Annotated in this window: 32 protein-coding genes; 15 read left to right on the top strand and 17 right to left on the bottom strand. The window is 66.9% G+C overall.

The features are described 5' to 3' along the window. The coding region (locus tag E4680_RS10725; protein ID WP_320410116.1) for a type I restriction-modification system subunit M at positions 1 to 1,450 on the top strand (1,450 nt) is incomplete at its 5' end. A gap of 18 nt (positions 1,451 to 1,468) precedes the next feature. Here the strand turns inward: E4680_RS10725 and polX are convergent. Further along, on the bottom strand, positions 1,469 to 3,190 hold the full coding sequence (gene polX, locus E4680_RS10720; protein ID WP_135282406.1) for a DNA polymerase/3'-5' exonuclease PolX: 1,722 nt from the start codon (positions 3,188 to 3,190) through the stop codon (positions 1,469 to 1,471). Between the two features lie 356 nt (positions 3,191 to 3,546). On the opposite strand from polX, the gene E4680_RS10715 reads away from it, so the two are divergent. Genes E4680_RS10715 through E4680_RS10710 form a run of 3 tightly spaced genes read left to right on the top strand, consistent with a single transcriptional unit; the run spans position 3,547 to position 4,557 of the window. After that, on the top strand, positions 3,547 to 3,885 hold the full coding sequence (locus tag E4680_RS10715; RefSeq protein ID WP_135282405.1) for a DUF6156 family protein: 339 nt from the start codon (positions 3,547 to 3,549) through the stop codon (positions 3,883 to 3,885). 36 nt (positions 3,886 to 3,921) lie between these two features. Beyond that, on the top strand, positions 3,922 to 4,089 hold the full coding sequence (locus E4680_RS14080; protein WP_167792477.1) for a hypothetical protein: 168 nt from the start codon (positions 3,922 to 3,924) through the stop codon (positions 4,087 to 4,089). Positions 4,090 to 4,128: 39 nt separating this feature from the next. After that, on the top strand, positions 4,129 to 4,557 hold the full coding sequence (locus tag E4680_RS10710) for a group II truncated hemoglobin (protein ID WP_135282404.1): 429 nt from the start codon (positions 4,129 to 4,131) through the stop codon (positions 4,555 to 4,557). Positions 4,558 to 4,719: 162 nt separating this feature from the next. Here E4680_RS10710 and E4680_RS10705 read toward each other — a convergent pair whose 3' ends face one another. Then, a complete protein-coding gene (locus tag E4680_RS10705; protein ID WP_240696190.1) occupies positions 4,720 to 5,994 on the bottom strand; it encodes a glycerophosphodiester phosphodiesterase family protein in 1,275 nt (424 codons plus the stop codon). 222 nt (positions 5,995 to 6,216) lie between these two features. On the opposite strand from E4680_RS10705, the gene trhA reads away from it, so the two are divergent. From trhA to E4680_RS10680, 5 genes are all read left to right on the top strand, one after another. After that, the gene (trhA, locus tag E4680_RS10700) at positions 6,217 to 6,897 is read left to right on the top strand and encodes a PAQR family membrane homeostasis protein TrhA (RefSeq protein ID WP_135282403.1); all 681 of its coding nucleotides are present in this window, start codon (positions 6,217 to 6,219) and stop codon (positions 6,895 to 6,897) included. Between the two features lie 199 nt (positions 6,898 to 7,096). Further along, on the top strand, positions 7,097 to 7,879 hold the full coding sequence (locus E4680_RS10695; protein WP_135282402.1) for an ankyrin repeat domain-containing protein: 783 nt from the start codon (positions 7,097 to 7,099) through the stop codon (positions 7,877 to 7,879). 5 nt (positions 7,880 to 7,884) lie between these two features. Continuing rightward, positions 7,885 to 9,057: a flavin monoamine oxidase family protein gene (locus E4680_RS10690; protein ID WP_205688898.1), complete on the top strand. Its 1,173-nt coding sequence runs from the start codon at positions 7,885 to 7,887 to the stop codon at positions 9,055 to 9,057. 14 nt (positions 9,058 to 9,071) lie between these two features. Next, the gene (locus E4680_RS10685) at positions 9,072 to 9,452 is read left to right on the top strand and encodes a hypothetical protein (RefSeq protein WP_135282401.1); all 381 of its coding nucleotides are present in this window, start codon (positions 9,072 to 9,074) and stop codon (positions 9,450 to 9,452) included. Positions 9,453 to 9,478: 26 nt separating this feature from the next. Beyond that, positions 9,479 to 9,931 carry a hypothetical protein gene (locus tag E4680_RS10680; RefSeq protein WP_135282400.1) on the top strand — a complete coding sequence of 151 codons (453 nt, stop codon included), beginning with the start codon at positions 9,479 to 9,481 and terminating at the stop codon, positions 9,929 to 9,931. Between the two features lie 177 nt (positions 9,932 to 10,108). Here E4680_RS10680 and E4680_RS10675 read toward each other — a convergent pair whose 3' ends face one another. Continuing rightward, positions 10,109 to 10,495, bottom strand: a complete 387-nt coding sequence (locus E4680_RS10675; protein ID WP_205688897.1) for a Rieske 2Fe-2S domain-containing protein — start codon at positions 10,493 to 10,495, stop codon at positions 10,109 to 10,111. 132 nt (positions 10,496 to 10,627) lie between these two features. Here E4680_RS10675 and E4680_RS10670 point away from each other — a divergent pair, with 132 nt between their 5' ends. The 4 genes from E4680_RS10670 (at position 10,628) to apaG (ending at position 12,934) form a co-directional block, all read left to right on the top strand. Beyond that, positions 10,628 to 10,966 carry a Rieske 2Fe-2S domain-containing protein gene (locus E4680_RS10670; protein ID WP_135282399.1) on the top strand — a complete coding sequence of 113 codons (339 nt, stop codon included), beginning with the start codon at positions 10,628 to 10,630 and terminating at the stop codon, positions 10,964 to 10,966. A gap of 59 nt (positions 10,967 to 11,025) precedes the next feature. Next, entirely contained in the window at positions 11,026 to 11,817 is a 792-nt protein-coding gene (locus tag E4680_RS10665; RefSeq protein ID WP_205688896.1) for a hypothetical protein, read from the top strand. A 21-nt stretch (positions 11,818 to 11,838) separates the two neighbouring features. Continuing rightward, positions 11,839 to 12,471: a glutathione S-transferase family protein gene (locus E4680_RS10660; RefSeq protein WP_135282397.1), complete on the top strand. Its 633-nt coding sequence runs from the start codon at positions 11,839 to 11,841 to the stop codon at positions 12,469 to 12,471. 79 nt (positions 12,472 to 12,550) lie between these two features. Next, complete coding sequence (gene apaG, locus E4680_RS10655; RefSeq protein ID WP_135282396.1) at positions 12,551 to 12,934, top strand: Co2+/Mg2+ efflux protein ApaG; 384 nt, start codon at positions 12,551 to 12,553, stop codon at positions 12,932 to 12,934. Between the two features lie 211 nt (positions 12,935 to 13,145). Here apaG and E4680_RS10650 read toward each other — a convergent pair whose 3' ends face one another. The 14 genes from E4680_RS10650 to nifV all read right to left on the bottom strand — a co-directional run bounded on the left by E4680_RS10650 (position 13,146) and on the right by nifV (position 22,141). Then, on the bottom strand, positions 13,146 to 13,385 hold the full coding sequence (locus E4680_RS10650; RefSeq protein ID WP_135282395.1) for a hypothetical protein: 240 nt from the start codon (positions 13,383 to 13,385) through the stop codon (positions 13,146 to 13,148). Between the two features lie 29 nt (positions 13,386 to 13,414). Then, positions 13,415 to 13,660, bottom strand: coding sequence for a hypothetical protein (locus E4680_RS10645; protein WP_135282394.1), 246 nt, complete (start codon positions 13,658 to 13,660; stop codon positions 13,415 to 13,417). 88 nt (positions 13,661 to 13,748) lie between these two features. Next, on the bottom strand, positions 13,749 to 14,078 hold the full coding sequence (locus E4680_RS10640) for a Rieske 2Fe-2S domain-containing protein (protein WP_135282393.1): 330 nt from the start codon (positions 14,076 to 14,078) through the stop codon (positions 13,749 to 13,751). Positions 14,079 to 14,196: 118 nt separating this feature from the next. Continuing rightward, entirely contained in the window at positions 14,197 to 14,409 is a 213-nt protein-coding gene (locus E4680_RS10635; protein WP_205688895.1) for a hypothetical protein, read from the bottom strand. A gap of 12 nt (positions 14,410 to 14,421) precedes the next feature. Then, positions 14,422 to 15,237, bottom strand: a complete 816-nt coding sequence (locus E4680_RS10630) for a DUF364 domain-containing protein (RefSeq protein ID WP_135282392.1) — start codon at positions 15,235 to 15,237, stop codon at positions 14,422 to 14,424. After that, positions 15,234 to 15,647 (bottom strand): hypothetical protein, encoded by a 414-nt coding sequence (locus tag E4680_RS10625; protein ID WP_135282391.1) that lies wholly within the window; start codon positions 15,645 to 15,647, stop codon positions 15,234 to 15,236. The genes E4680_RS10630 and E4680_RS10625 overlap by 4 nt, the downstream gene beginning before the upstream one ends. Beyond that, entirely contained in the window at positions 15,637 to 16,137 is a 501-nt protein-coding gene (locus E4680_RS10620; protein ID WP_135282390.1) for a hypothetical protein, read from the bottom strand. The genes E4680_RS10625 and E4680_RS10620 overlap by 11 nt, the downstream gene beginning before the upstream one ends. 178 nt (positions 16,138 to 16,315) lie before the next feature. Further along, on the bottom strand, positions 16,316 to 16,609 hold the full coding sequence (locus E4680_RS10615; protein WP_135282389.1) for a ferredoxin family protein: 294 nt from the start codon (positions 16,607 to 16,609) through the stop codon (positions 16,316 to 16,318). Next, positions 16,606 to 17,904, bottom strand: a complete 1,299-nt coding sequence (locus E4680_RS10610) for an FAD-dependent monooxygenase (RefSeq protein ID WP_135282388.1) — start codon at positions 17,902 to 17,904, stop codon at positions 16,606 to 16,608. Before E4680_RS10610 ends, E4680_RS10615 begins: the two co-directional genes overlap by 4 nt. A 12-nt stretch (positions 17,905 to 17,916) precedes the next feature. Beyond that, positions 17,917 to 19,008, bottom strand: coding sequence for an electron transfer flavoprotein subunit alpha/FixB family protein (locus tag E4680_RS10605; RefSeq protein ID WP_135282387.1), 1,092 nt, complete (start codon positions 19,006 to 19,008; stop codon positions 17,917 to 17,919). A 10-nt stretch (positions 19,009 to 19,018) separates the two neighbouring features. Further along, positions 19,019 to 19,864, bottom strand: a complete 846-nt coding sequence (locus tag E4680_RS10600) for an electron transfer flavoprotein subunit beta/FixA family protein (RefSeq protein ID WP_135282386.1) — start codon at positions 19,862 to 19,864, stop codon at positions 19,019 to 19,021. A gap of 10 nt (positions 19,865 to 19,874) precedes the next feature. Further along, on the bottom strand, positions 19,875 to 20,204 hold the full coding sequence (gene nifW, locus E4680_RS10595; RefSeq protein WP_135282385.1) for a nitrogenase stabilizing/protective protein NifW: 330 nt from the start codon (positions 20,202 to 20,204) through the stop codon (positions 19,875 to 19,877). Between the two features lie 15 nt (positions 20,205 to 20,219). Next, a complete protein-coding gene (cysE, locus tag E4680_RS10590; RefSeq protein WP_135282384.1) occupies positions 20,220 to 21,026 on the bottom strand; it encodes a serine O-acetyltransferase in 807 nt (268 codons plus the stop codon). Beyond that, positions 21,008 to 22,141: a homocitrate synthase gene (gene nifV / locus E4680_RS10585; protein ID WP_135282383.1), complete on the bottom strand. Its 1,134-nt coding sequence runs from the start codon at positions 22,139 to 22,141 to the stop codon at positions 21,008 to 21,010. The genes cysE and nifV overlap by 19 nt, the downstream gene beginning before the upstream one ends. 340 nt (positions 22,142 to 22,481) lie before the next feature. Between nifV and nifA the strand changes: the two genes are divergently transcribed. Together nifA and nifB are read left to right on the top strand one after the other, a co-directional pair. Beyond that, entirely contained in the window at positions 22,482 to 24,077 is a 1,596-nt protein-coding gene (gene nifA, locus E4680_RS10580) for a nif-specific transcriptional activator NifA (RefSeq protein ID WP_240696189.1), read from the top strand. A 324-nt stretch (positions 24,078 to 24,401) separates the two neighbouring features. Further along, positions 24,402 to 25,925, top strand: a complete 1,524-nt coding sequence (gene nifB / locus E4680_RS10575; RefSeq protein WP_240696188.1) for a nitrogenase cofactor biosynthesis protein NifB — start codon at positions 24,402 to 24,404, stop codon at positions 25,923 to 25,925. Positions 25,926 to 25,929 lie beyond the last annotated feature (4 nt).

The following is a 25,929-nucleotide window of genomic DNA, read 5'->3' as shown; positions in this document are numbered from 1 at the left end:
CGCAATGACCAATGAACAACTCGTCTCCAAAGTCTGGAACTACGCCCATGTGCTGCGCGACCAGGGCATTTCCTACGGCGATTACGTCGAGCAGATCACCTATCTGCTGTTCCTGAAGATGGACGCCGAGCGCGAGGACCTGCTCGGCGAGGCCTCGGCCATTCCGCCGCCGTGGCGCTGGGAGGAGTTGACGAACAAGGACGGTGATGCGCTGGAACTGCAATACCGCCACACGCTGGAGAACCTGGGCGGCGAAGACGGCCTGATCGGCACGATCTTCCGCAAGGCGCAGAACAAGCTCTCCGACCCCGCCAAGCTCAAGCGCGTGGTGAGCCTGATCGAAAACGAAGGTCCGTGGATCGGCCTTGGCGTGGACGTGAAGGGCGAAATCTACGAGGGCCTGCTAGAGCGCAACGCCTCGGAGGTGAAATCCGGCGCCGGGCAGTACTTCACGCCGCGGCCGGTGATCGAGGCCATCGTGCGCTGCGTGAATCCGAAGATCGGCGAAACCGTCTGCGATCCGGCCTGTGGTACCGGCGGTTTTCTACTGGCCGCCTACGACCACATGAAGGACCAGTCCCAGGACCGGCAGAAGCTGCACACCCTGCGTCACACCGCCTTCACCGGTGTGGATATCGTCGATGAGGTGGTGCGGCTTTGTGCGATGAACCTCTACCTGCACGGCATCGGCAACGGCGGCAGCCCGGTGATACAGGGCGACGCGTTGGCGGGCGACGGGGGCGAGCGCTTCGACGTGGTGCTGACCAATCCGCCGTTCGGCAAGAAGTCCAGCTACAAGGTGGTGGGGGAGGACGGCTCGGTCACCACCGAGCGCGAACACTACGAGCGCGAGGACTTCAAGTTCACCACTTCGAACAAACAGTTCAACTTTCTGCAGCACATCATGACCGTGCTCGACACACACGGCCGCGCCGGCGTGGTGCTGCCGGACAACGTGCTGTTCGAGGCCGGCCGCGCGGGCGAGGGCATCCGCCGCCGGCTGCTGGAGGGCTTCAACTTCCACACCCTGCTGCGCCTGCCGACCGGCATCTGGTACAGCCCCGGCGTGAAGGCGAATGTGCTGTTCTTCGACAAGCGCCCGGCCTCAAGGGAGGTGCAGACCCGTGAACTCTGGGTCTACGACTACCGCACCAACGTACACAAGACGCTGAAAACCAAGCGGCTGGAGCGGGGCGATTTCGATGACTTCATCCGCTGCTACCACGCGCGCCAGGAAACCGAGCGCTTCCGCCGCTTCAGCTACGACGAACTCGCCCAGCGCGACAAGCTGAACCTGGACATCTTCTGGCTCAAGGACGACAGCCTGGAGGACTTGGGCAGCCTGCCCGAGCCGGATGTGCTGGCGGCGGAGATCGTCGAGAACCTGGAGGCGGCGCTGGAGCAGTTCCGCAGCGTGACCCTGGAGCTGGTGGGGGAGGGCGACGACTGACGCGCGGTTTGGCGGGCCTCAGCCGCGCCGCAACACCTCCCGCAGCGTGTCCAGCGGGCGCGTGTTGAGTACGTCCGCCGCCTCCAGCCAGCCGCGGCGGGCCTGGCCGATGCCGTAGTCGAGGTTGTTGAAGTCGTCCACGGTGTGGGCGTCGGAGCTGATGGCGACCAGCACGCCTTCTTCCCTGGCCATGCGGGCGTGGACGTCGGTGAGGTCCAGGCGCTTGGGCTGGGCGTTGAGTTCCAGAAAGCAGCCGCGCCGGCGGGCGTGGCGGACGAGCCGCAGCCAGTCGAGTTCGATGGGCGGGCGCTTGCCGAGTTCGCGGCAGCCGGGGTGGGCCAGCACGTGCAGGTGCGGGTGATCCATGGCGCGCATGAGGCGTTTGAGCTGCCGCGCGGGCGACAGGTCGAAGTGGCTGTGCACGGCGCCGATGACGATGTCGAGCTGGCCGAGCACCTCGTCCGACAGGTCGAGCTGGCCGTCTTCGAGGATGTCCACCTCGATGCCCTTGAGCAGCACGATGCCGTCCAGCCGCGCGTTCAGCGCGTCGATGGCCTCGCACTGCTGGAGCAGGCGCGCGGTGTCCAGGCCGTGGGCCACGGTGAGGCGCTGCGAGTGTTCGGTGATGGCCAGGTAGGTCAGCCCGGCGGCGCGGGCGGCGGCGGCCAGTTCCTCCAGCGTGGCGTTGCCGTCGCTGGCGCGGCTGTGGCAGTGCAGGTCGCCCTTGAGGTCGGCGCGCTCGATCAGGCGCGGCAGCGGCGCGCGTGCGGCCCATGCGATCTCGCCCCGGTCCTCGCGCAGCTCCGGGGCGATCCACGGCAGGTCGACGGCGGCGAACACGGATTCTTCCGTCTCCCCGGCAACGCGCGCCTTGCCGCGGAACACGCCGTATTCGTTGATCTTGAGCCCGCGTGCCTGGGCGCGCTTGCGGATGGCGATGTTGTGCGCTCTGCTGCCGGTGAAGTAGTGCAGGGCGGCGCCGAAGGCGGCCGGCTCGACCACGCGCAGGTCCACCTGTAGGCTGCTGGCGAGTACCACCGAGGCGCGCGTCGAACCCTGACCGAGGATCTGGCGCACCTCGTCGTAGCCGGTGAAGCGCTGCATCACCGGCGCCGGCGCGTCACTGGCGACCAGGATGTCGATGTCGCCCACGGTTTCGCGGCGCCGGCGGTAGCTGCCGGCGATTTCCAGCTGCTGTACCTGCGGCGCGCCGCGCAGCCAGTCGGCCAGCGCCTCGGCGTACTGGGCGGCCACGGGCAGCAGCATGCGCGTTTCCGGCCCGGGCCGACTGCGCAGATGATCGAGGATGCGCTGTTCGGTTTTGGCGCCGAATCCCGGGACCCTCCGGATATGCCCGGCCTCGGCGGCGGCGCGCAACTGCGCCACGGTGTCCACGCCGAGCGCCTCATGCAGAGTCCTCACCCGTTTGGGTCCAAGGCCCGGAATGACCAACAGCTCGGTCAGCGCCGGCGGCAGCTCGCCACGCAGACGATCGAGCAGCGCACAGCGGCCGGTCGTCGCGATCTCGTGGATCTTGCCAGACAGGTCCTTGCCGATGCCTGGCAGGTGCGGAACGTCCTGTCCGGCGGCGATCAGTGCGGTGAACTCCCGGCCGAATTCGCTGACCGTGCGCGCGGCGTTGTGATAGGCGCGCACCCGAAACGGGTTCGCCCCCTGAATCTCCAGCAACTCGGCGATCTGCTCGAAGATGGCGGCGATGTCGGCGTTGTGGACGGGCATGGATCGCTCCGTACGGACTGCGCAAAGGGACAGCAGCCAGTTTAGAACCAACGGCGGGGGGGACTGAAGAAGGTGGAATCGGCGGTAACGGCGGCGATCATGCCTCTTTACAGGCGCATTCGGGCCAACGCCGATCGTGAAGGAATTGCGACAAAGCGGACCGGACGAAGAAGCGCGCTGATGGCTTCGCGACATGGGCCGGGTTGAGCGATCGATACGAGGGGCGAGCCGTACCGGACCCGACCGACCAGAATGCTGCCCCTTTTGCCGATTTTCCGCGCCCACGCGCGTCCATTCGGGCGCAGCGGCATGCTTCATGCACTCCGAACAGACAAGGCAAGCACATGGCGTAGCGCATGAATCAGGAATCCTTGACGGGCCTCGCGGGCCCGAACGGCGCGGGCGAGCCCGCCTGCCGCTATTTCGTCTCCTACACCGGCGTCCGGCTCCCCCTGCGGCTGGTGAACCCCATCGAGGCCGCGGCGCTGTCCAACCGCAACACCTTCATCCGCGCCTATTTCGATGACCGGGACACCTTGCTCGGCTTCGACAAGCTGGTCTACGGCGAGGTCGAACTGGCCCACCGCTATGCCTATCACCCGAGCGGCGCGCTGCGGCGTGCAGACATCGTGATGCTGGACGAGGACGCCGTGACCCTGCACTTCGACGAGTCGGGCGCACCCACGGGTGATTGATCGCGCGCATCGACTGACGGCGGGAAAGGAAAGACCATGACGATCGTGCAATTGCTGGATGAACTCGCGAAAATGCCGCCGGATGCGGTCGTGCTGATCGAAAACGGCGGCGGCCTCTCGCGCGTGGCGGGGCTGGACTTCATGGAGGCCGAAGGCCCCGGCGCGCCGGCGGAAGTGATTTTGCTGCCCAGCATGGATGAGTGACCGTCCGGGGGCGTGACAACCATTGAGCGGAGATGAGCCATGGCGGAGGCGGAAACGACGGTATCCATGTTCGAGCGCATCGGCGGCGCGCCGACCATCGAGCGGTTGGTGGATGCGTTTTACACGCGCATGGACACCTTGCCCGAGGCGCGAACCATCCGCGCCATGCACGCGCCCGACCTCGAGCCGGTGCGGGAGGTGCTGCGGCGCTATCTGGGCGAATGGATGGGCGGGCCCAAGCTGTATTCGGCCGAGCGCGGCCATCCGCGCCTGCGCCAGCGCCACATGGGCTTCGCCATTGGCAACGAGGAGCGCGATGCCTGGCTGCTGTGCATGCGCGGAGCGCTCGATGAAACCGTCAGCGACAGCGCGGCGCGCGAGGAGATCTACGGCCTGCTGGCTCGGCTCGCCGACTGGATGCGCAATCAGGACGGCAACCCCCACGATACGGGCATGCAGCGACCCTGAAGGGCCAGTGTGCGGTGTGGTGCCCGGTCACCCGAGCCGGGGATACGCCGCAGCCGCAACATCCGAACCGAATCCCGGAAGCCGAGCATTGCCGTCCGAGAACGCATCAAACCGGAAGCGGAACAACCCCGTTGATCCGCTTCCGGCAGCGCCCCGTGGGCCTTACAGCCCCATGCAGTTGGCGTAATAGGTGACCGTGCCGGGCCAATCCGAGAAGATGCCCTTCACGCGCACCTGCCGTGCCAGCACGTCCAGCGCGACATACATGTCGCTGTCCTTGCGGATGGCCTCACCGGCCGGATCGAAGGCGTAATAGAAGCCGGCCTTGGCAGCGCCCTGACGCAGGTCGGCGCGCTCGAAGCTCCAGGTAATGATGTCGAAGCCCAGCCGCTTGAGGTTCCTGGCCAGCGTTGACGGCACCACTTGGCCGTTTTCCACGCTGAGCAGCGCGGGAATGGGGGGCGCCACGATGCGCACGCCGAGTTTGCGGAGGCGGATCAGCTCGGCGAAGGGCAGGGACGGGACGGTGTCGTGGGCCGCGGCGTCGTAGTCGACCAGATACACGGCCTGACGACCATAGGCCGGCTCATGCTTGATCCAGTAGAGGATGTCTTCGAGGTTGAACGACTGCGGCCAGGCATCCCGGGGTTCCACCCCGCCCGCACGCAAGGCATCGATCAGCCGCTGGGCGTACTGGGCCTGGCCGCCGAACACGGTGGTGATGCGCTGCGCATCGCCGCTCTTGAGTTCCGGGGTGTGTTTGACGCCGAGTTCGCGGTTGAGCGCGATGCTCTCGCTCAGCGTCATCAGGGTGCCGCGGCCGGTGTAGAGATCCGTGCGCCAGTCGGCGGTGCCGCCCAGATAACCCGCCGCGTCGGAGGCGGCCGGATTGCTCGCGTCCATCTTGCCGGTCAGTGACCTGAACTGGTCCAGCGTCAGATCGCTGGCACAGCACATGGGCGCCGATCCGGGTCCTGAGTAGGGCACCGAGCACTGCGCATTCAGCGGCGTGTTGACGATGTTGGTGGTGGTGTGCAGATCGCATTCGGCATGCCGGCAGACCAGCTCGCCGTCACGCGTGAAGGTCACGTCGCACTCGACGATGCCGGCGCCCATGCGCGCGGCCGCCTCGTAGGACTCGCGAGTGTGTTCCGGAAACTGCAGCGCGGCGCCACGATGACCGATCGAAAAGTCGGTTTTGCGGAAACGCTGGTTCTGGCAACTGGCCAGCTCGGACTTGAGCGCGCCGTCATCCATGCCGGCCACCAGATAGAACGGACGCGGTCCAACCTGAACGGCCGCCCGCTCGCCGCCGAAGACCCGCGCGATGGGGCGGTCGGCATTCCGGTCGTCGACTGCGGCCGCAACGGGCGCGCTCACCGCAGCAGCCACGAGGCCGGCGACTGCGAGCGTGTATCTCACCATCCGTTTCATCATGCTGTGCCCCCTTGGCGATAGGATGGGCGGAAGGGCCCGACCGGCTACACTGTCGGCACTGCGTGTTGAGCGGGCATTTCAGCGGGGTGACAATGCTGTGACCGCCTGTACCGACCGGTTTCGCCCCTCATCGCCAGCCCGTCTGGCGCGGTTTTCCCGGTCTGCCGCCGAACCTGTCTCAGCGCCGCCTTGCGCACTGTTCTGACCAGGAGGGAACGCACCGTGCAACTCGAACGGAGTCCTTCGGAAGAAATCGCCAGCGCCATCACCCATGGGCTGGGGGTGCTCCTCGCCATCGCGGGCGGCACCAGCCTGATCGTGCTGTCCGCAAACCACGCCGGCGCCCTCGAGGTGATCAGCGCGGCAGTCTTCACCGCCACGCTGGTGGTGATGTACGCGGCCTCCACGCTCTACCACGCCGTCTCCCGACCCCGCGCCAAGCAGCGGCTCAAGGTGTTTGATCACTGCGCGATCTTCCTGCTGATCGCGGGCACCTATACGCCGTTCACCATCGCCGTGCTCAAGGGCGCGCTGGGCTGGTCGCTGTTCGGCGCAGTCTGGGGACTGGCCGCGGTGGGCATCGTGCTGAAGTGGTTCTTCACCGGCCGCATGCGCCTGCTCTCGACGCTTTTCTATGTGCTCATGGGCTGGATGGCGATCGTCGCGGTGGTTCCGATCAGCCGCGTACTGGATGCCGCCGCGTTCTACTGGCTGATCGGCGGGGGCGTGGTCTATACGGTGGGAACGCTGTTCTATCACAACCAGCGCATTCCCTATTCGCACGCCATCTGGCACCTGTTCGTCCTGAGCGGCAGCGCGTGCCATTTCATGGCCATTCTGAATCAGTTCACCCTTCCGGCGCGCCTCGTGGGCGACGGCGGCGGATTCGCTTCCCCCGGCTGATGGGGCGGAGCGACCGGCACCGGCGGGCATGTCGCAAATCCGCCAAAGCGGACACGAAGTTCTCGAAAAAACATGAGAATTCCGTTTTAACAAATTGATTTTTAGAAATTCGTGAATCGGCACTTCATTTGCTAGGTGAGGAGCTGGATCCGTTCCGGAGCGGCACGCGTGCCGCCAGAGCCCTTGCAAGGAGTCGACGATGTCCGAGGCAACCTTCCGCCGGATTGCGGCCGACCGGGCGCTCGACTTCATGGCCGCGGCGTCCGGCCAGGGTCGGCCCTACGGCCTGTTCGACACGCGCGATCCGGCCAGCTATGCCCAGGACCATCTGCCCGGCGCCCTCCGGCTCTCCGAGCGCGATCTGGGCGAGTGGATCGGCCGGCTGCCACGCACCGAGCCGGTGCTGATCTATTGCTACCACGGCAATGCCAGCCAGGTGTTCGCCCAGGCCTTCGCCGACTTCGGGTTCGCCGAGGTCTACAGCATCGATGGCGGCTTCCAGGCCCTGGCGCTGAGTCGGTCCCCATCTACCGGGCGGCCGGTGCCGAGCCCGGCGCTGCTGGCGTTCATGGCAAAGGAGGGCGGTGCGACGGCGGAGCTCGACGCCGCCGCGGCGCATGGCATGACGCCGCTGATGAAGGCGGCGCGCGCGGCGCGGCTGGATCTGGTCGAGGAACTGATCGCTCTCGGCGTCGATCTGGAGGCGCGCAACACGGACGGCAACACCGCGCTGTGGCTGGCCTGCTTCGGCGGCGATGCCGCCGTCGTGCAGCGGCTGATCGCGGCCGGTGCGCGACTCGACAACCAGAACGACACCGGCGCCACGGCGCTGATGTACTGCGCGTCCACTGGTCGCGACGGGCTGGTCGGGCTGCTGCTGGACGCCGGCGCCGACGCGCAGTTGCAAACACAGGATGATTTTCGCGCCGTGGATCTGGCCGCCACGGCGGGCAGCCTGCGCCTGCTGCGCCATACGGTCTGACCCCCATGATCCTGGAAAGCGACCCGACCGAGATGCTCGATGTGGCCATCATCGGCGCCGGTCTGTGCGGCCTGCAGCTGGCCACACTGCTGCAGCCCTCGGGCCGCCGCTGCGCGGTGTTCGAGGCCCGCCCGCGCGTCGGCGGGCGCATTCTCACCCTGAGCGACGGTGCCATCGACCTCGGCCCCACCTGGTTCTGGCCACGCAACCAGCCGCGGATGACGCAGCTCGTGGCGACGCTGGGCCTGGCCTGCTTCGCGCAGCATGACGACGGCCGGGCGCTGTTTCTCGACGCATCGACCGAGGTGCCGCGCACCGTGCCGGCCGCCGATCTGCACGGCGGCGCGCAGCGCCTCGACGGCGGCATGGCCCGGCTGACCGCCGCTCTGGCCGAACGGCTTCCGGCCGGCACCGTGCGCTTGAAGCATCGGCTGCAGGCACTGGTCCAAAAGCGCGACCACATCGAGATGCACCTGCAATGCGGCGCGGATACCACCGCGCTGCGCGCGCGACAGGTGGTGCTGGCGCTGCCGCCGCGGCTGGTGGACGAAACCATCCGTTTCACGCCCGAGCTGCCGGCGCCACTGAGCGCCGCACTGCGCGAAACCCTGACCTGGATGGCGAGCGCGGCCAAGGCGGCAATGCAATACCCTGTGGCGTTCTGGCGCGAGGCGGGTCATAGCGGCAACGCCTTCATCGGCCACCCACAGGCGGTGCTGTGCGAGGTATTCGATGCCTGCAACCCCCTGAACGGCCGGGCGGCACTCGCTGGCTTTTTCGATCTCGATCCGGCGCAGCGCCAAGGGCTCTCGATTCACCTGCCGCGGCTGGTGCGCGGCCAGTTCGCGCAGTTGTTCGGCCCCGCAGCAGCGGACGGCATCGTGTATCACTACGACTGGGCCGAGGATCCCCTGACCTGCAGCGCACTCGACCGGGCCGAGGCGGTGACGCTGCATCCGCTCTACGGCGATGCACGCCTAGCCGAGCCGCAGTGGGGCGGACGGCTGCTGTTCGGCGGCAGCGAAAGCGCCGGGCGCAGCGGAGGCTATCTCGAAGGCGCGCTCGAAGCGGCGGCGCGGATCGCTGCAGTGCTCGCTCCGCAGGCCCCGCCCACGACCGGCGCCGGCGGCGCGCGACACGTCGAGGCGGACCCACCACAGGCCACAACCGGCCACTGAACGGAGCTCTCGCCATGGCGCGCACCCTGACCGCCTTCATGCACCGCGACCGGATTCCCGACCGGGCGGCGCTGCAACAGGCCATCGACGCTCTCGATCGGCCGCTGACCCTCGATGCGGGCGACGCGCCCCTGGCGAGCGGCGGCTTCCGGCCGTGCACGCTGCAGGGCGAGGACGCCGGCTTCGATCTGCGGATCGGCGAGGCCGCGGACACGGGCGGGGGCCATGCGGTCCTGCTGACGTTCCGCTGGAGCGGCGATCCGCGCGAGGAGGCCGCTGCAAGCATTGTCTGCGCCGCACTCGCCGCCTTCGATGCCCGCATCCAGGCCGGGGATACCACCCGATCCGCCGAAGCGCTGCTGGCCACGGCCGATGCCTGCCTCGCATCGTTCTGATCCCATCCGCCAAGGACCCATCTCCCATGCGCGCAGCCGACATCACGCCGTTCAATCGCGTCATCCTCGCCCATTACGACCGCTACAGCGCGGCGCTGCTGTTCGCGCGCTGGGCCGACGGCAGCCTGCTCTGGCCCGCGCCCCTGCCCGAGCCGGCCGAACCCATGCCGGCGCCACCGGTGGCCGGACCGATCCATGATGGCGAGGTGGTGCGCCAGACGATCATCACGCGCTGCGGCCTGAACGGCGGTGCGCTGGTGCACGTCGGCGAGTTCATCCATTGGGCGCAGACCGAAGCCGGCCCCGTGCGCATCCATCTGCTGCGCTTCACCACGCCGGACGCGCCCAAGGCGCTGATCGAAGCCCAGGGCGCCCGATTTCATCACCTGGCGCAGCTGCGCGGCGCGGCCATGAGTGAACTGATGCTGCTGCGCGAGGTGTTCAACCTCATCGTCGGCGGCAGCGGCGAACGGGGTTAGCGCGCCGGGCCTTCCGATCGGCTCGGCGTCCTATCCGCCTGTCGCAGCATCTCGTCCGGCAGGCCATTGGGGCCGCCCGTCAGCTCCACAGGGCCCCGCGGCGAATCGCCCGCATCGCCGCCGATCATCGCCACCGCCTCGGCCGGCAAGGCGCGCAGGATTTCAATGAGCTGACGGTCACGCGGCGACGAGGTCGATCTCGACCCGGCCGTCGTCGGTCAGGCGCAGCGGAAACTCGCGCAGCCGGCAGCCGGTCGGGCTCAGCCCCTCGCCGGTACGACCGTTGAAGACCCAGCCGTGCACCGTGCAGACCAGGATGCGGCCGTTGAAATCCGAGTTGTTGACCAGCGACTGGCCCTCGTGCGGGCAACGCCCGACGAAGGCGCGCGGCTGACCGCCGTCGGGCCACAGCACCAGCACTTCCGCACCATCGATCAGAAACGGCACCGACTCGCCCTCGGCGAGGTATTTTTGTTTGCACAACGTCTGAAAAGCCACAATCCACAGCCTCCACGCATGAACGGATTCCGACAAACCAGCCATGCGCACCTGCGCCGTGGCCATCCGCATCGATCGTCCATCCAGACGTTGCAAGGCCCGTGCACGCCCCAGACGTCATCCGGCACGGAGTGGCGGGTATCTGGTCCGCAATTTGCCTCTCCTTGGTACGTTTTTCAGGATCAGGCGGGCTCAGAGATGAACTTCACCACCATCTGCACCACCGACGCCGTGCGCGAGGGCGCCATGGGCCTGTTCCAGGTCGGCCGGAAAAGCGTGCTGCTGCTGTGGCCGACCGGCGGCGAGCTCAAGGCCTACCGTGGCCGCTGCCCGCATGCGGACATGCCGCTCACCGGCGCCACCTTCGACGGCCGGGCGGTGCGTTGCCCGCATCACCAGTGGGGTTTCGATGCGGCCAGCGGCAAGTGTGTGACACACGCCGTACGCAACGTGCTGCATGCCTATCCGCTGCGCATCGAGGGCGAGGCGATCCAGGTCGACGTCGGCCCGGTGAAGCCGCCGCGCCAGCCGGCCTGACGCCCATGCCCAGACCCCGTGATCTGGTCCAGACCGAGCCCGGGCTGGCGGTGCTGCGCATGGCGGCGCTGCTGGCCGAGGACGACGGCGCGCTCGACGAGGAACTGCTGGACGCCATGGCCGAACACGCCGCGCGCGGGGCACTGCGGGGCACGCCCGGCCCGGCCATGTGGCCGGAGCTGCGGCGTGGGCTCATGGCACGCGGGCCGTCGCGCATGCTGGCGGCGCTGCGCCTGTCGGGCGCGCTCGGTGCGGTGCTGCCGGAAGTCGCGGCGCTGTTCGGCGTGCCGCAGCTCGGCGCCGATCAGCGCAGCGTCGACATCGGCCTGCACACCCTGAACGCGCTGGCCGAGGCTGCGCGTGGCGAGGCGCCGCTCGCGGTGCGCTTTGCGCTGCTGGTGATGAACGTCGGCAAGTCCGATTCGCCGCCCGAGCACCTGCCGGTCCACTACCGTCACGTCGAGCGCGGCGGGCCGCGCATCGAGGCGATCTGCGCGCGATTCGGCGTGCCGGCGGCCTGCCGGGAGCTGGCGCTGCTGGCGCTCGCCGAATGCGAGCGCGTGCACCGCGTGTCGGAGGTGCGCGCCGGGCCGGTGGCGGCCATGCTGGCGCGCCTGGGCGCGTTCGACCAGCCGGACCGCTTCGCGGCGCTGCTGCAGGTGTGTGCCTGTGACTACCGCGCCCATGGCGAGGGCTTCGGCCCGGTCTATCCCAAGGCCGCGCTGCTGCACGCGGCGCTGCGCGCCTGCCGGGACGTCGCCGTCGATGCCGAGGACCCCGAGCTGGCGCGGGCGCAGGCGATTGCGACGGCGCTGGGATCGCAGCGCTGGTCGGCGGCCGGCCATGCCTGAATCCACACCGCGAGCGCTGCCATGGCCATGAAGTTCTACATGACGCCCGGTTCCTGCTCGACCGGCATCCACATCCTGCTGGAAACACTGGAGCTGCCGTTCGAGGCGTGGGTGCTGAACCTGCCGGCCGGCGATCATCTGAAGCCCGAGTACCTCGCCATCAACCCGCGCGGCACCATCCCGACGCTGGTGCCGGACGACGGCCCGCCGCTCACCGACTTTCGCTCGATCGCGCTGTGGCTCGCCGCACGCTACCCGCGTGCCCGGCTGCTGCCGGACGATCCACCGCTCGCGGCGCGGGCGGTGGAGCTGCTCGACTTCGCGCTCGGCCAGCTGCACGGCGAGGGCTTCACGCGCATCTTCACCGCCGAACGCTACCTCGCCGAACCCGGCACGCGGGCGCGCGAGGACGTGACGGCGCACGGGCGCGAGATCGTCATGCAGGCCTTCGGGGCACTCGAAAAGCGCCTGCCGGACGAGGGCTACGCGGCCGGCGAGCGCTTCACCATCGCCGACGCCGCACTGTTCTACAACGCATTCTGGGCCGACAGGACGGAAATCCCGCTGCCGCCGCGCGTGGCGGCCTACTACCGGCGCCTGCGCGCGCTGCCGGTGGTGCGCCAGGTGCTGGCCGAGGAGGGGTATCGGTCGTGAACCCGGCAGTGTGGTCTGCGTGCGCTCAAAGACTCAACACGGCGCAGCCCGCGTCTTTTTGTCATCCGGAGAGCCAACCGTGAGCAATACCCTGACCCGCGGCGTCCGCATCATCGCCGAGCCCCGCTTCGTGCCAGAGCAGTCCGATCCCGACAGCGGCCTGTTCGTCTTCGGCTATCACATCATCATCCGCAACGAGGGCGAGACTCCGGTCCAGCTCCGCTCGCGCCACTGGATCATCACCAACGGGGAGGGCGCCGTCGAGGAAGTGCGCGGCCCCGGCGTGGTGGGCTACCAGCCGATCATCGCGCCCGGCGAATCGTTTCAGTATGTCAGCGGCTGCCCGCTCGACACACCGGTCGGCACCCTGCACGGCAGCTTTCAGATGGTGGAAGCCCAAGGCAATGCGTTCGATGCCCGCATCGCGCCGTTTCGGCTGATGGTGCCGAACATCCTGCAGTGAATCATCGCCGCAGCCCGGCTCGCCGCCGTTGCGGACCATCGCGACCGACATCCGGGGCGTTGCACGGCGATTTCGAGACCGGGATGCAGGGAACCGATTCGGGCGCACGCCGGGTAGCCAGATTCGCACCGTTCCTGCGGGACGATTACCTGCCCCGAAACACGGACCGGCCATCTTCGCCGATCGGTGACGACGCCCCGGGCGCGCTTTGCTACAACGGAACGCCGAAGAACTCGTCCTCGGAGCCGCCGCAGGCCTCGTGCAGGGCCAGGGCGTCCCGCCAGCGCGCCAGCTCGGGCGCGTCGGCCGGCCGGTGGGTAATGGCGCCGCCGGTGTTGTCCCCGAGCAGAAGCACCTTGGCGTTGCGAATGAAGCGGTTGAGCGCCTTGGCGTCGGTGGGTCGCACCACGCAGCGCGGCGCTTCATCGACCAGAATGGTGGTGGGCAGCATGACCGCATCTCCCTCAGGGCCGGATGAACTCAAAAGCCGTCCCGGCGGCTTCCCCACGGATGCGAGCCGGGCACCAGCGTGGCCTTGATGCCGGCTTTCGCGAGATCGTCCAGGCTCTTGTAGAAGCTCGATTCATGCACCAGCGTGCCGCTTTGCGTGGTGATGGCGACATAGCGGGCGGGCACGTCGGTCTCGCAGGCATAGCCGCCACCGGGCGCGAGGGTGCTGCGTGCGTTGCCGTCCCAATCGACGAAATAACCTTCTGCGACAGACATGAACGAACTCCTCATGGGTTGACGGACGACGCGTGGGGCCGCGTATCACCCAGCGCCATCACCCCCGGCACAGGCCGGATGCACGGTCCTAGGCGGCGCGGTTGGGCGTCACGCCCGCCACGTCGACCAGAATCTCCTCGCCCCGGATCTCGAGGGGATATTCGGCGAGGCGGCAAGGCTTGCCGCGGATGCAGGCGCCCGTCGTGCCGTCGAATTCCCAGTCATGATGGCGGCAGGCGATCACCTTGCCATTGAAGAAAGCATCCATGAGTGGTTCGTTGGCGTGCGGGCACATGCCCTGGAAGGCCATGGGCTTGCCGCCGGTCGGCCAGACCAGCAGCACCAGCGTGCGCTCGACGGCGGCCACGTCGGTCTTGCCCTCTTTCAGCTCGCTCAGATCGCAGGCTTTGGTGAACATGATCGTGCTCCTTGTCGGATCGATGAAACGCGGCAGCGTCAGGGTGCGATTGCGGCGCGGCAGGCGCCCGTCGCCGGGGGCAGCATGAGCGGGCGATGCGCATCACCGCATGCGCGCGTCAGCCGGCGGGTTGCATGGCGAGCGCGCCGCACTGGATGCAGCGATCGAGCACATCGAAGGCCTGTCCGGTGCAGCTGCCCTGGTTCTGCTTGCAGCCACGCGCGCCGCACGCGCCACAGACGTGGACGGTGCCGTTACATTTCTGGCCGGCCTTGCGGGTTCCGGCGCACAGAGCGGAATCGGCTTTGAGTTGATCGTAGGCAATGGCCATGAGCGGAACTCCTCAAACAGATGGCAGGGAGGGGGCGTGGGATTGCGGCGCGGCGGGCACCCCGCGCAGCCGGTGCAGATCGGCGACACGGTAGGCCACCGGGCCGTCGAACAGGCGGGTGCCGCCGCCTTCGGCAAGGGTGCGTCGCAGCTGAGCGGCATCGTCGATCGCCACCCCGGCGAGATAGTCGATGCCGAACGCGGCGAATGCGGGCAGCCACGGCGTTCCCGGACCCATCAGCACCGTGGTGGCCTGGCGGCTGAGCTCGGCCAGCCGGGGGAAGGTCTTGTTGGCGAGGCTGCTGGCGGTGAGAAATACCCAGTCGGCCTCGGGCAGCAGGAATTCACAGGCCGGATCGGGCAGGTCGCCCGGACCGGGCTGGCGCTCGAGCACCGTCACATCCAGCCCCTCCAGCAGCGCATCGAGGCCCGGATAGCGCCCGATCACCACCACCCGGCGCCCGCACAGCTGCGGCCTGAAGTGGTCGAAGACGGCGAGATTACCCGGCGCCGCACCGCGCACCGGCGTGGCGCCGGCCAGCACATGATTGGCGGATGTGTTGATCGCCGCATTCACCGCCGCCAGCCCGATGACGGCCTCGTGGGGATCGAAGCGGCGCAGCCAGCCGGCCAGTTCAGCGAGAGGCCGGCCGCTCAGTGTGCCGGCCCAGGACAGGGTGCGCGGGGATGCGGGCGGCGTCATCGCCAGACCCGTGCCGTCCGGGCCACGGCAGAGCGTCCAGATGAGTCCCAGCTGGACCGCCTCGGCCACGGCGCGCGGCGGAACCTGATCCGCCAGCAGGTCGTAGACGGCCCAGGGCGTGCTCATGACGCATCGTCGGGCAGGGCCAGCAGGCGCAGCTCACTTTTCACGGTCTCGCCGCTGCCCCAGACCTCCACCACCTCGATCCACCATCCGCTGCGTGCCGGATGCGACAGACACACCTCGAACTCGCCATACCAGCTGCCATCCCCATGCCTCAGCAGATGACCCTTGCGCTGGCCGCCGGCGGAGAAAAAATCCGCGCGCAGGCTGGGCAGTCCGCTGGCCGGATCGGTGTGCCGCGTGTAGCGCCCGTCCGTCCAGGGCGGGATGCGCACCCGCGTATCGAGCTGCCATCGGGCCAGCTGATTGCGGGCAGCGGCCAGCAGCGCTTCGCCCATGGGTGCCGCGGCTGCGGCGACGGCGGCCAGATCGTCGCCGGCAGCCGCATGGACGGACCGGGTTTCAGGCGGCATCGGCTGCCCCCTGATGCAGCGCCCGGATCACCTCGGCGCCGACCTGATCGGCCGGATCGATCTCCGCCAGCTTGGCCAGCAGCGCCAGACTTTCCTCAGGATCGCCGCGACGCAGACGGATGAAAGCCAGCGCCTTGAGACTGAACAGATAGAACCGCTCGGGCCCCACCGCCGGCGACCAGACCGCGCTTTGCGCCGTGAGGCTGCGCCAGTCGGCGGGAAAGCTGCCCTGGGCAGCCGCCGCGGCCAGGCCTTCACGGGCTGCCGTTTCGGCCTGGGCCAGCTGCTTGCGATAGAAGTGAAACTTGTAGCGCGCGAAATAGACGGCCAGAGCATTCGGATCGGCCGCCGCCGCCTGTTCGAGCCAGTGGCTGGCCGCCTCGCGATCGTCGTAATAGTTCGCGACCGCCCGCTCCAGCGATTCACGCACCCGGCCATGGACGGCGCCCCCATAGGCCGGGCGCGCCGTCAAATCGTCGCGCTCATCCATCCTTCACTCTCCTTCACTGGGGCGCGGCCGGGACCGCGTCGTCCGGCATCCGCCCGCCCGGCCCGGGTCGCCCCGGGTTCGATCCGCCGGGAGGACGATCACACGGGCAGGGCGGCGCGGCGGATGCAGCCGCTGTCATTGGGCGAACACCCCGGCCGCTTGCACGTGCCCGTCCGGTTCACCCGAACTTGAACAGAATCCCGAAACCGCCGCGGGGATATTCCCACTCCACGTTGCGGTAGTCGGTGCAGATGACGCGGCAGGTGCCGCATTCCAGGCAGCCGTCGGTGATCAGCGTGACCGCGCCATTGCCCTCAGCGGTGTAGCAGCCGGCGGGGCAGCAGGTGGTGCATTGCTGGGACTTGCACTGGCTGCGACAGACATCCGCGTCCTTGATCTGGATGTGCGGGCGGCCCGCATCGACCTTGTAGCGGTTCTGGAACAGCTTTTCTTCCACGTTGATGTGTGTCATTCGAACGCTCTCCACAGTCTGAAGGCATCCCCCATGAGGCCAAAAAGGCCGCGACGCTGGCCGAAGCTGCGCCGGACCGCCCGTTCTTTCGATTTCTTGTCCTCGCCATCCACCTGAATCATCTGGTGCATGGCGCCGGTGAGCAGTTCGGGATAGGCGTTGAAGAACTGCGGGTTCTTGTGCAGCACATCCGGCAAGCGCCGGTATTTCTTCAGATCCTTCATCACGAAGCTGTCATCCATCTTGCGCTTGTACAGGGCGAGATTCGCGGCGCTCAGCGGCTTGCCGGCCGCGCGCAGCTCGATGGCGGTCTCGCCGGCCAGCCGGCCCGAGGTCATGGCGAGGTTGGAACCTTCGCGATGCACCGAATTGACCAGTCCGGCCGAGTCGCCGACGATCATCCAGCCGTTGCCGTAGAGCTTGGGAACAGCGTTGTAGCCGCCCTCGGGAATGAGGTGGGCGACGTACTCCTTGAGCTCGGCCCCTTCGATCAGGGGCGCAATGGCCGGATGGGCCTTCATGCGCTCGAGCAGGACATAGGGCGGGATCTTCTCGCGCGTGAAATCGGACAGCAGGCAGCCCACGCCGATGGTGAGGGTTTCCTTGTTGGTATAAAGGAAACCGGTCCCGACCATGCCATGCGTGATGGCACCGCCCATTTCGATGGCCACGCCTTCCTCGCCCTTGAGGTTGAAGCGCTGATCGATGATCTCGGGGGCCAGAAACAGGGTTTCCTTGACCGCCAGCGCGACATCCTTGGGCTTGAGTTCGGGGTGGAAGCCCGCCTTGCGCGCCAGGGTGGAATTCACGCCGTCGGCCAGCACCACCAGATCGGCATAGATGGCGCCACCTTCGCGGTCGGTCATCACGCCGGCCACCCGCTCGTCGTCGAAGATCAACTCACGCACCGTGGTCTCGCAGATGACGAGGCCGCCGGCATCCTGCACTTTCTTCGAAAACCACTTGTCGAACTGAGCGCGGACAATGGTGTAACGGTTGTAGGGCGGACGGTTGAAAGCCTCGGAGCGGTAGTTGCTGCCGACATAGGCGTCCTCGCTCAGCATCCAGAAGCGCTGCTCGATGAGGTAACGCTCCAGCGGCGCGTCGTCGCGAAAGTCCGGGATGATGCGTTCCAGGGCATCGGCGTAGAGGATTGCACCCTGGACATTCTTGGAGCCCGGCGTCTCGCCGCGCTCGATCTGCAGCACCGACAAGCCGGCGCTCGCCATGGTGTAGGCGGCGGCATTGCCGGCAGGACCTGCGCCCACCACGATGGCATCGAATTTTTCGCGCATGGCGTTTCTCCTTTATCCCGCTTTCTGAGCCACGGCCAGATGCTGGCGGAAGGCTTCGGTAAGTGCCGGCAAGACCTGCAGGGCATTGCCCACGATGCCGTAGGTGGCGAAATCGAAAATGGGCGCGTTCGGATCGTTGTTGATCGCGATGATCACATCCGATCCTTCCATGCCCACCCGATGCTGGACCGCCCCCGAAATACCGGCGGCGATGTAGAGCTTGGGCCGGACCGTCTTGCCGGACTGGCCGACCTGGCGTTCCAGATCCACCCAGCCGGCCTGGACCACCGGACGCGAAGCGCCGACCTCGGCGCCGAGCACGCGCGCCAGATCCCACACCAGCTGGAAGTTCTCCGGCTGTTTCAGGCCGCGGCCGCCAGAGACGATGATGTCGGCGAAAGGCAGCTGCGGCTTGTCCTGGCAGTTGTCGGGGATGTAGTCGAGCACCTTGGTGACGATGTCGGTTTCCACCAGATTCAGGGGGTGCTCGATGATCGGTCCGCTGCGGGTCTCGTCGTAGCCGGCCATGGGCATCACGCGCGGCCGCACCGTGGCCATCTGCGGGCGATAGTTCAGGGTCAGGATGGTGCACAACAGGCTGCCACCGAAGGTCGGGCGTGAGGCAGCCAGACTGCGATTTTCCGGGTCGATGTTGAGCTCGGTGCAGTCGGCGGTGAGTCCGGTCTGCAGCGTGGTGGCCACCGAACCGGCGAGGTCGCGGCCGAGCGTGGTCGCGCCCAGCAGGAGGATTTCCGGCTGATAGGCGTTGACCAGATCGGTCAGCCCCTTGGTGAAGGACTGGTTGCGGTAATCGGCCAGCACCGGGTCTTCCATCAGATAGCAGCGATCGGCGCCGTAGCGGAACGCCTCGGCGCAGAAGCGGCGGGTGTCCTCGCCCGGGGCGCCCATCACCACACCGGAGAGCGGCACACCCAGTCCATCGGCGAGCTTGCGGCCTTCGCCCATCAGCTCCCAGGACACGGTGTGCGCATGGCCGCGCTCGTGCTCGACGAAGACCCAGACGCCCTTGTAGTCTGCCAGACGCGGATCCAGTTCGACCTTGCGGCCGGCCGGGCGTTTGGCGGGGGTGTTGCTTTCACTCATGACGAATCTCCTAGCGGGCACTCTGGCCGATCGCGCTTTCGAGCTGTGGGTTCTGCGTCATCAGCTTGGCGATCAGGGTCACGGCCAGATCCTTGGGGGTATTGCTCTCGCAGGTGACGATCTCGGCCTTCGCCGTCTTGGGCTTGGGCGCGAACACCTTGCTGACCACGGTGGGTGAGCCCTTGAGGCCGACCTTGGCGGGATCCTCGATCCCGGCGGCGGTCTTGTCCCACACCTTCAAGGGGTGCCGGGCAGCGCGGAAGATGCCGGCCTGACTGGCGAAGCGCATCTCATTGGTGCCCTCGAGCATGGTGATCAGGCAGGGCAGGCGGGTCTGCAGCACCTGAACGCCGCCTTCGGCGCGGCGCTGAACGACGATCTGGCGCTGCTCCGGATCGACGCTGTCGACTTGGGCAACATAGGTGAGCAACTGCAGGTCGAGACGCTTGGCAATGCCGGGGCCGACCTGAGCGGTGTCGCCGTCGATGGTCTGCTTGCCGCAGAACACCACGTCCACCGCCATGTTGCGGTCAATCTGACGAATGGCGCTGCCCAGCGCGAAGCTGGTCGCCAGAGTGTCGGAACCGGCGAAGGCGCGGTCGGTGACCAGAATGGCGTCATCAGCGCCGAAGGAAATCGCCTTGCGCAGCGCCGCCTCGGCCTGGGGCGGACCCATGCACAGCACCGTGACGTGGGCGCCATGCAGGTCCTTCAGACGCAGGGCTTCTTCCAGGGCGAACAGGTCGTAGGGATTGACGACTGCCGGGACACCCTGGCGCATGATGGTGTTGGTGACCGGATGAACGCGAATCTGCGAGCTGTCCGGGACCTGTTTGATACAGACGACGATATGCATGGCTGAGTCCTCAGGTCCGTTGCGAGGGGAGGCTGGCGCGCAGGCTGTCCAGGCTGACGCGTTGGCCGTCGGCATCCTGGAACACCTTGAACACCTTTTCCTGCGCCGCAGTGGAATGGACGAAATCCTCGTAGGCCTGGATCATCAAGGCCCGGCAGCTGTCCCGCTGCGCCGCTTCGTCCAGCTCGTCGAGGCGCGCGCGCGCCAGATACTGGCTGAAGCGTTTGAGGATGTGCAGGCGGTTGACCTGCACCACGGCCGGTTCGAACGGTACGTCCAGAAACACCAGAAATTCCTCGGCGTCGGAAAATTTTCCCAGTTGATCCAGTAGCTTGCTCATGACACGCTCTCTTGTTCAGTGAGTCGTTTTCTGCAGGTCCGGTGCACGTCCCGGCGCCATGTCGCTGCCCTGCAGACTGACGCACTCGTCGACACACGACCGGCATTCGGGGTCTTCGCCGGGGGACGGCGAGGCCATTTCCAGGCGCGCCTCCAGGGTATGGACGCGATCCAACAGGCAGGCCAGCGCCTTGCCGACCGGGTCGGGCATCAGGTGGTGATCCAGATCGATGCCTTGCGGCGTGATGCGGCGCTGATTCAGAGGCAGCACTTCGCGGCCGGGAATGCCGACGACCGTCATGTCGGGTGCCACATCCTGGATGACCACCGAGTTGGCGCCGATGCGGACGCCGGCACCGATGCGGATCGGACCCAGGATCTTGGCGCCGGCACCGATGACGACGCCATCGCCGACGGTGGGGTGACGCTTGCCGGGATTCCAGGACGTGCCCCCCAGCGTGACGCCGTGGTAGAGGGTGACGTCATCGCCGATCTCGGCGGTTTCCCCGATCACCACGCCGCAGCCGTGATCGATGAAAAAGCGCGCACCGATGCGGGCGCCGGGGTGGATGTCGATGTGGGTCACCATGCGGCACAGATGGCTCAGCAGCCGTGCCGGATAGCGCCAGCCATGCTGCCACAGGGCGTGGGCCAGCCGATGACCGATGACCGCGTGCACGCCCGGATAGGCCGTGATCACCTCGAAGCGGGTCCGTGCGGCCGGATCGCGCTGGAACACGCAATCCACATCGCCGCGGATTCGACCCCACAGGCCGGTGGAACCGCCTGGGCGCGATGTCCCGCTCAGCACGCGACTGGCCATTGCCCGATCTCCTCATGAAAGCGCTTGAGCTCGTCATCCTGCGGCGCCCGTTTCTCGCTCACGGCGTGCTGGCGTATGCGCGCCAGGATCTGCTGGGCCTCCAGCGGACTGAGCTCGATGCCCAGAGCGCGGTAGGCGGCACTCACCCCATGCGCGCCAGAGTGTTTCCCCAGCACCAGACGATGCGCGCGGCCGACTTCGGCCGGATCGAAGCCCTGGTAATTGAGCGGATTCTTGAGCAGGCCGTCGACGTGGATGCCCGATTCGTGCGTGAACACGCCGTCGCCGACCACGCACTTGTTGTCGGCCACCGCCCGGCCGGAAGCGGCGACGACCAGACGGGAAACGGCGGGCAGCTGGCGGGTGTCGATGCCGGTTTCGCGATTGCACAGATGCCGCAACGCCATGACCACCTCTTCCAGCGGCGCGTTGCCGGCCCGTTCACCCAGGCCGTTGACCGTGGTGTTGACGTGGGTGGCGCCGGCCAGCACCGCTGCCAGCGTGTTGGCCGTGGCCAGACCCAGATCGTTGTGGGCGTGCATCTCCAGTTCCAGATCGACATGGCGGCGCAGGCTCGCGATGGACTCGCGGGTGGTGAAGGGGTCCATCACCCCGAGCGTGTCGGCGTAGCGCAGACGCCGTGCGCCGCTGGCCTGGGCCTGTTCGGCCAGGCGCAGCAGAAAATCGGGATCGGCGCGTGAGGCATCCTCGGCGCCCACGCTCACCTCCATGCCGAGATCGCGCGCGGCGCACACATGCCGGTGGATGGCCGTCAGCACGAACGCCCGGTCGCGGCCCAGCTTGCGTTGGATCTGCAGATCCGAGGCCGGAATCGACAGATGCAGGCAGGGCGCCCCACAGCGATGGGCCGCTGCGAGATCGTCGCCGTGGGCGCGTCCCCAGACCACCAGGCGCGCGGGCAGCTGCAGCGCCAACAGGGCGCGAACCACCTCCTGTTCCTCGCTGCCCATCACCGGGATCCCGATCTCCAGCTCCGGCACTCCCATGCGGACCAGGGCCTGGGCGATGGCGAGTTTTTCCTCGAGGGTGAACGCCACCCCCGCGGTCTGTTCACCGTCACGCAATGTGGTGTCCTGAATGGTCAGAGCAGCCATGGCTCACGTCCTCACACAGCGAAAAGGCTCGCTTGTGCGAACTAGCGCAACTTTGATGCCAGAGCCCGAAAAAACGCCTATCCATCTGATCCGTCAGCGAATTTATGTGGAAACGAGTGCAGCGGGCGGGAAGAGGACGGCGCCGGATGCCGGTGCAAACCCGACATCGGCCGAACATGTCGGGTTTGCGACATGGCCGTCAGCGCGATTTGCGGCCCAGAGGCATTGACAAACCCGACGGGAAGGAGGTGAATGTTATTGACTCTGGCAAAGATCAGCCGCTACCGAGCTTAAGGTATGCCCCATGGTTGCTCTCGCATCGCACACCGAAGAATCTGATTTGCTGACGATTTATGAAATCAGCAAAGTCCTGGGTTCCTCACTCGACCTGCAGCGCACCGTGCGTGAGGTGGTCACTATCCTGTCCACCCATCTCGGCGGGCGGGCCATGGTCAGCCTGTTGCAGGAATCCGGAGACCTGCAGATCCTGGAAGCCTCCGGGCTGACCGCGGAGGAGAAAGCGCGCGGCCGGTTCAAGCTCGGGGAGGGCATCACCGGCAAGATCATGACCAGCGCCATGCCGATGGTGGTGCCGGATATTTCCCTGGAACCGCTTTTCCTGCATCGCACCGGCGCCCACCAGGGCCAGACCGATGAGGTCGTCGCGTTCATCGGCGTGCCCATCCTGGTGGGGCGCGACGCGATCGGCGTGCTCAGCATCGCGCGCGGCGCGGCGCGCAATGTCTCGGTGCGTTACGAGCGCATCGTGCGTCTGCTCAAGATGGCGGCCAACCTGATCGGCCAGACCGCCCACCTGCACCAGCACATCGGCGCCGAGCGCGCCTCGCTCATGGCCGACCGCAACCGGCTGCAGAAACAGCTCCAGGGCAAATACCGGCTCGACAACGTCATTGGCGTGTCCAAGGCGATGCAGGAGGTGTTTTCCGAGGTCCACCAAGTGGCGGCCAGCCGTTCCACGGTGCTGCTGCGCGGCGAAAGCGGGACCGGCAAGGAGGTCATCGCCCGGGCTGTTCACTACCTCAGCCCCCGGCGCGAACGGCCGTTCGTGTCCCTGAATTGCGCCGCGCTGTCCGAAACCCTGCTCGAATCGGAGCTGTTCGGACACGAAAAAGGTTCGTTCACGGGCGCCACCACCGAACGCAAGGGCCGCTTCGAGCTGGCCCATGGCGGAACCCTGTTTCTCGACGAGATCGGCGAGATTTCCCCCGCCTTCCAGACCAAATTGCTGCGGGTGCTGCAGGAGCGGGAATTCGAACGTGTCGGCGGGACCAAGCCGATCCATGTCGATGTGCGACTGATCTGCGCCACCAACAAGAACCTCGAAGAAGCGGTCAGCAAGGGCGAGTTTCGCGCCGACCTGTATTTCCGCATCAATGTGGTGACGATCTTCCTGCCGCCACTGCGCGATCGGCGTGAGGACATTCCGCTGCTGAGCCAGCATTTTCTGGAAAAATTCAACCGCGAGAACGATCGCGGGCTGATGCTGAGCCCGGAAGCGCTCAAGATCATGCTCGAGTGCAACTGGCCCGGCAATGTGCGCGAACTGGAAAACTGCGTGGAACGCGCCGCCACCATGACCCAGGGCGACATCGTGCGCGCGCCCACCCTGGCCTGCCAGCACAATCGCTGCTTTTCCCTGGTCCTGCAATCCTACGGCACGGCGCCGCGGCCGTTTCCGATCGAGGTGGTGCCGGCACCCATCCCATCCACAGCCGCGCCCGACCGGATCGGGCCGTTGGACGAATTCGGCGCCGACGAGCTGGGTCGATCCGGACTGCCCGACCGGGAGCGGCTGATTCAGGCGCTCGAACAGTCCGGTTGGGTCCAGGCCAAGGCCGCCCGGTTGCTGTCGCTCACCCCGCGGCAGATTGGCTATGCGATCCGCAAGCATGGCATCGAAGTGAAGCGCTTCTGACACCCCGCCCGCCGGCGCCTCCCCGAACCGATTTCTCCCCATCCCCCGTCCACGCACCCGGCGCCCCTCGACGCCGGGCCCCGTGTCGCATACCGAACATTTGATTCCCCACCTGCTCCCGGCATGTCGGGTGCGCGACATCCACGCCGACGACCCAAAAGAAACTCCTTCATTTTCAGTGAGTTGTCAAATGGCATAGCTGTTGCTGGGAAGTGATGGCCAGCGTTGGGACGCGCCGTCCCGATGCGAAAAGGACACATGCCGGAGGGCGTCATGCAAGAACGAATCGGGATCAATGACAAGCTGGGTCAGATCAGCGTTGCGGTGGCCGGCTCGGCCAGCGAGATCGCCGCAAAGATTGCAGAGGATCACAACGGCTGCGGCACCTCGGGCGGCAGCGGCAAGTCGAGCTGCGGCTCGGGGGCCGGTGCCGGCGATCTGGCACCGGAGATCTGGGAGAAGGTCAAGAACCATCCCTGCTACAGCGAAGAGGCACACCATCACTACGCGCGCATGCACGTGGCGGTGGCCCCGGCCTGCAACATCCAGTGCAACTACTGCAACCGCAAGTACGACTGCGCGAACGAGTCCCGCCCCGGCGTGGTGAGCGAAAAGCTGACCCCCGAACAGGCCGCCAAGAAGGTACTGGCGGTGGCCTCGACCATCCCCCAGATGACGGTGCTCGGCATCGCCGGCCCCGGTGATCCGCTCGCCAATCCCGAGAAGACCTTCAAGACCTTCGAGCTCATCGCGAAAACCGCGCCGGACATCAAGCTGTGCCTGTCGACCAATGGTCTGGCCTTGCCGGATCACATCGACACCATCGCCAATTTCAACGTCGATCACGTGACCATCACCATCAACATGATCGATGCCGATGTGGGCGCCGAGATCTATCCGTGGATCTACTACAACAACAAGCGCTACAAGGGCCGTGATGCCGCGCAGATCCTCACCGATCGCCAGCTCCAGGGTCTGGAGATGCTCACCGCCCGTGGCATCCTCACCAAGATCAACTCGGTGATGATTCCCGGCATCAACGACAAGCATCTGGTGGACGTGAACCGGGCCGTGAAGTCGCGCGGGGCCTTCCTGCACAACATCATGCCGCTCATCTCCTCCCCGGAGCACGGCACCGTATTCGGCCTGAACGGCCAGCGCGGTCCCACCGCGCAGGAGCTCAAGGCCCTTCAGGATGCCTGCTCGGGCGAAATGAACATGATGCGTCACTGCCGCCAGTGCCGCGCCGACGCCGTGGGCCTGCTCGGCGAGGACCGCTCGGCCGAATTCACCACCGACAAGATCATGGCCATGGAGGTGAACTACGACGGCGACACCCGCAAGGCCTATCAGGCGGAAGTGGAGCGCAAGCGCCAGGAGCAGGTCGCCGCCAAGCGCGACGAGCTGTCCGAGCTGGCCGGGCTGCACAGCGACATCAAGATGCTGGTCGCCGTGGCCACCAAGGGCGGCGGCAAGATCAACGAGCACTTCGGCCACGCATCGGAGTTCCAGATCTACGAAACCAGTGTGGACGGCGCCAAGTTCGTCGGCCATCGCCGCGTCGATCTGTACTGCCAGGGCGGCTATGGCGAAGAGGACGCGCTCGACACCGTCATCCGGGCCATCAACGACTGCCACGCCGTCTTCGTCGCCAAGATCGGCGGCTGTCCCAAGGACACGCTCAAGCAGGCCGGCATCGAGCCTGTGGACGCGTATGCCCAGGAGTTCATCGAGCGCTCGGTGATCGCCTATTTCAAGAACTATCTCGAACAAGTCGAGAGCGGCGCCATCGTGCATCAACCCAAGGGTGATGCCGCCATTCGCCAGGGAGCGTATGTCGCCGCTTGATCGG

The organism is Candidatus Macondimonas diazotrophica (genome assembly GCF_004684205.1).
GTDB lineage: Bacteria > Pseudomonadota > Gammaproteobacteria > UBA5335 > UBA5335 > Macondimonas > Macondimonas diazotrophica.
This window is presented reverse-complemented; position numbering and strand designations above follow the sequence as displayed.

Excerpts from the sequence above, each read along its gene's own strand:
- E4680_RS10615 (WP_135282389.1), bottom strand. The coding sequence starts at position 16,609 with ATGACACACATCAACGTGGAAGAAAAGCTGTTCCAGAACCGCTACAAG.
- E4680_RS10660 (WP_135282397.1), top strand. The coding sequence starts at position 11,839 with ATGGCCATGAAGTTCTACATGACGCCCGGTTCCTGCTCGACCGGCATC.
- E4680_RS10600 (WP_135282386.1), bottom strand. The coding sequence starts at position 19,864 with ATGCATATCGTCGTCTGTATCAAACAGGTCCCGGACAGCTCGCAGATT.
- E4680_RS10675 (WP_205688897.1), bottom strand. The coding sequence starts at position 10,495 with ATGGCCACGGCGCAGGTGCGCATGGCTGGTTTGTCGGAATCCGTTCAT.
- E4680_RS10630 (WP_135282392.1), bottom strand. The coding sequence starts at position 15,237 with ATGAGCACGCCCTGGGCCGTCTACGACCTGCTGGCGGATCAGGTTCCG.
- E4680_RS14080 (WP_167792477.1), top strand. The coding sequence starts at position 3,922 with ATGACGATCGTGCAATTGCTGGATGAACTCGCGAAAATGCCGCCGGAT.
- E4680_RS10610 (WP_135282388.1), bottom strand. The coding sequence starts at position 17,904 with ATGCGCGAAAAATTCGATGCCATCGTGGTGGGCGCAGGTCCTGCCGGC.
- E4680_RS10670 (WP_135282399.1), top strand. The coding sequence starts at position 10,628 with ATGAACTTCACCACCATCTGCACCACCGACGCCGTGCGCGAGGGCGCC.
- cysE (WP_135282384.1), bottom strand. The coding sequence starts at position 21,026 with ATGGCCAGTCGCGTGCTGAGCGGGACATCGCGCCCAGGCGGTTCCACC.
- E4680_RS10650 (WP_135282395.1), bottom strand. The coding sequence starts at position 13,385 with ATGCTGCCCACCACCATTCTGGTCGATGAAGCGCCGCGCTGCGTGGTG.
- E4680_RS10625 (WP_135282391.1), bottom strand. The coding sequence starts at position 15,647 with ATGCCGCCTGAAACCCGGTCCGTCCATGCGGCTGCCGGCGACGATCTG.
- E4680_RS10695 (WP_135282402.1), top strand. The coding sequence starts at position 7,097 with ATGTCCGAGGCAACCTTCCGCCGGATTGCGGCCGACCGGGCGCTCGAC.
- E4680_RS10680 (WP_135282400.1), top strand. The coding sequence starts at position 9,479 with ATGCGCGCAGCCGACATCACGCCGTTCAATCGCGTCATCCTCGCCCAT.
- E4680_RS10710 (WP_135282404.1), top strand. The coding sequence starts at position 4,129 with ATGGCGGAGGCGGAAACGACGGTATCCATGTTCGAGCGCATCGGCGGC.
- E4680_RS10715 (WP_135282405.1), top strand. The coding sequence starts at position 3,547 with ATGAATCAGGAATCCTTGACGGGCCTCGCGGGCCCGAACGGCGCGGGC.
- E4680_RS10690 (WP_205688898.1), top strand. The coding sequence starts at position 7,885 with ATGATCCTGGAAAGCGACCCGACCGAGATGCTCGATGTGGCCATCATC.
- polX (WP_135282406.1), bottom strand. The coding sequence starts at position 3,190 with ATGCCCGTCCACAACGCCGACATCGCCGCCATCTTCGAGCAGATCGCC.
- nifW (WP_135282385.1), bottom strand. The coding sequence starts at position 20,204 with ATGAGCAAGCTACTGGATCAACTGGGAAAATTTTCCGACGCCGAGGAA.
- E4680_RS10685 (WP_135282401.1), top strand. The coding sequence starts at position 9,072 with ATGGCGCGCACCCTGACCGCCTTCATGCACCGCGACCGGATTCCCGAC.
- E4680_RS10705 (WP_240696190.1), bottom strand. The coding sequence starts at position 5,994 with ATGATGAAACGGATGGTGAGATACACGCTCGCAGTCGCCGGCCTCGTG.
- E4680_RS10620 (WP_135282390.1), bottom strand. The coding sequence starts at position 16,137 with ATGGATGAGCGCGACGATTTGACGGCGCGCCCGGCCTATGGGGGCGCC.
- E4680_RS10645 (WP_135282394.1), bottom strand. The coding sequence starts at position 13,660 with ATGTCTGTCGCAGAAGGTTATTTCGTCGATTGGGACGGCAACGCACGC.
- E4680_RS10665 (WP_205688896.1), top strand. The coding sequence starts at position 11,026 with ATGGCGGCGCTGCTGGCCGAGGACGACGGCGCGCTCGACGAGGAACTG.
- E4680_RS10635 (WP_205688895.1), bottom strand. The coding sequence starts at position 14,409 with ATGGCCATTGCCTACGATCAACTCAAAGCCGATTCCGCTCTGTGCGCC.
- E4680_RS10605 (WP_135282387.1), bottom strand. The coding sequence starts at position 19,008 with ATGAGTGAAAGCAACACCCCCGCCAAACGCCCGGCCGGCCGCAAGGTC.
- E4680_RS10640 (WP_135282393.1), bottom strand. The coding sequence starts at position 14,078 with ATGTTCACCAAAGCCTGCGATCTGAGCGAGCTGAAAGAGGGCAAGACC.
- nifV (WP_135282383.1), bottom strand. The coding sequence starts at position 22,141 with ATGGCTGCTCTGACCATTCAGGACACCACATTGCGTGACGGTGAACAG.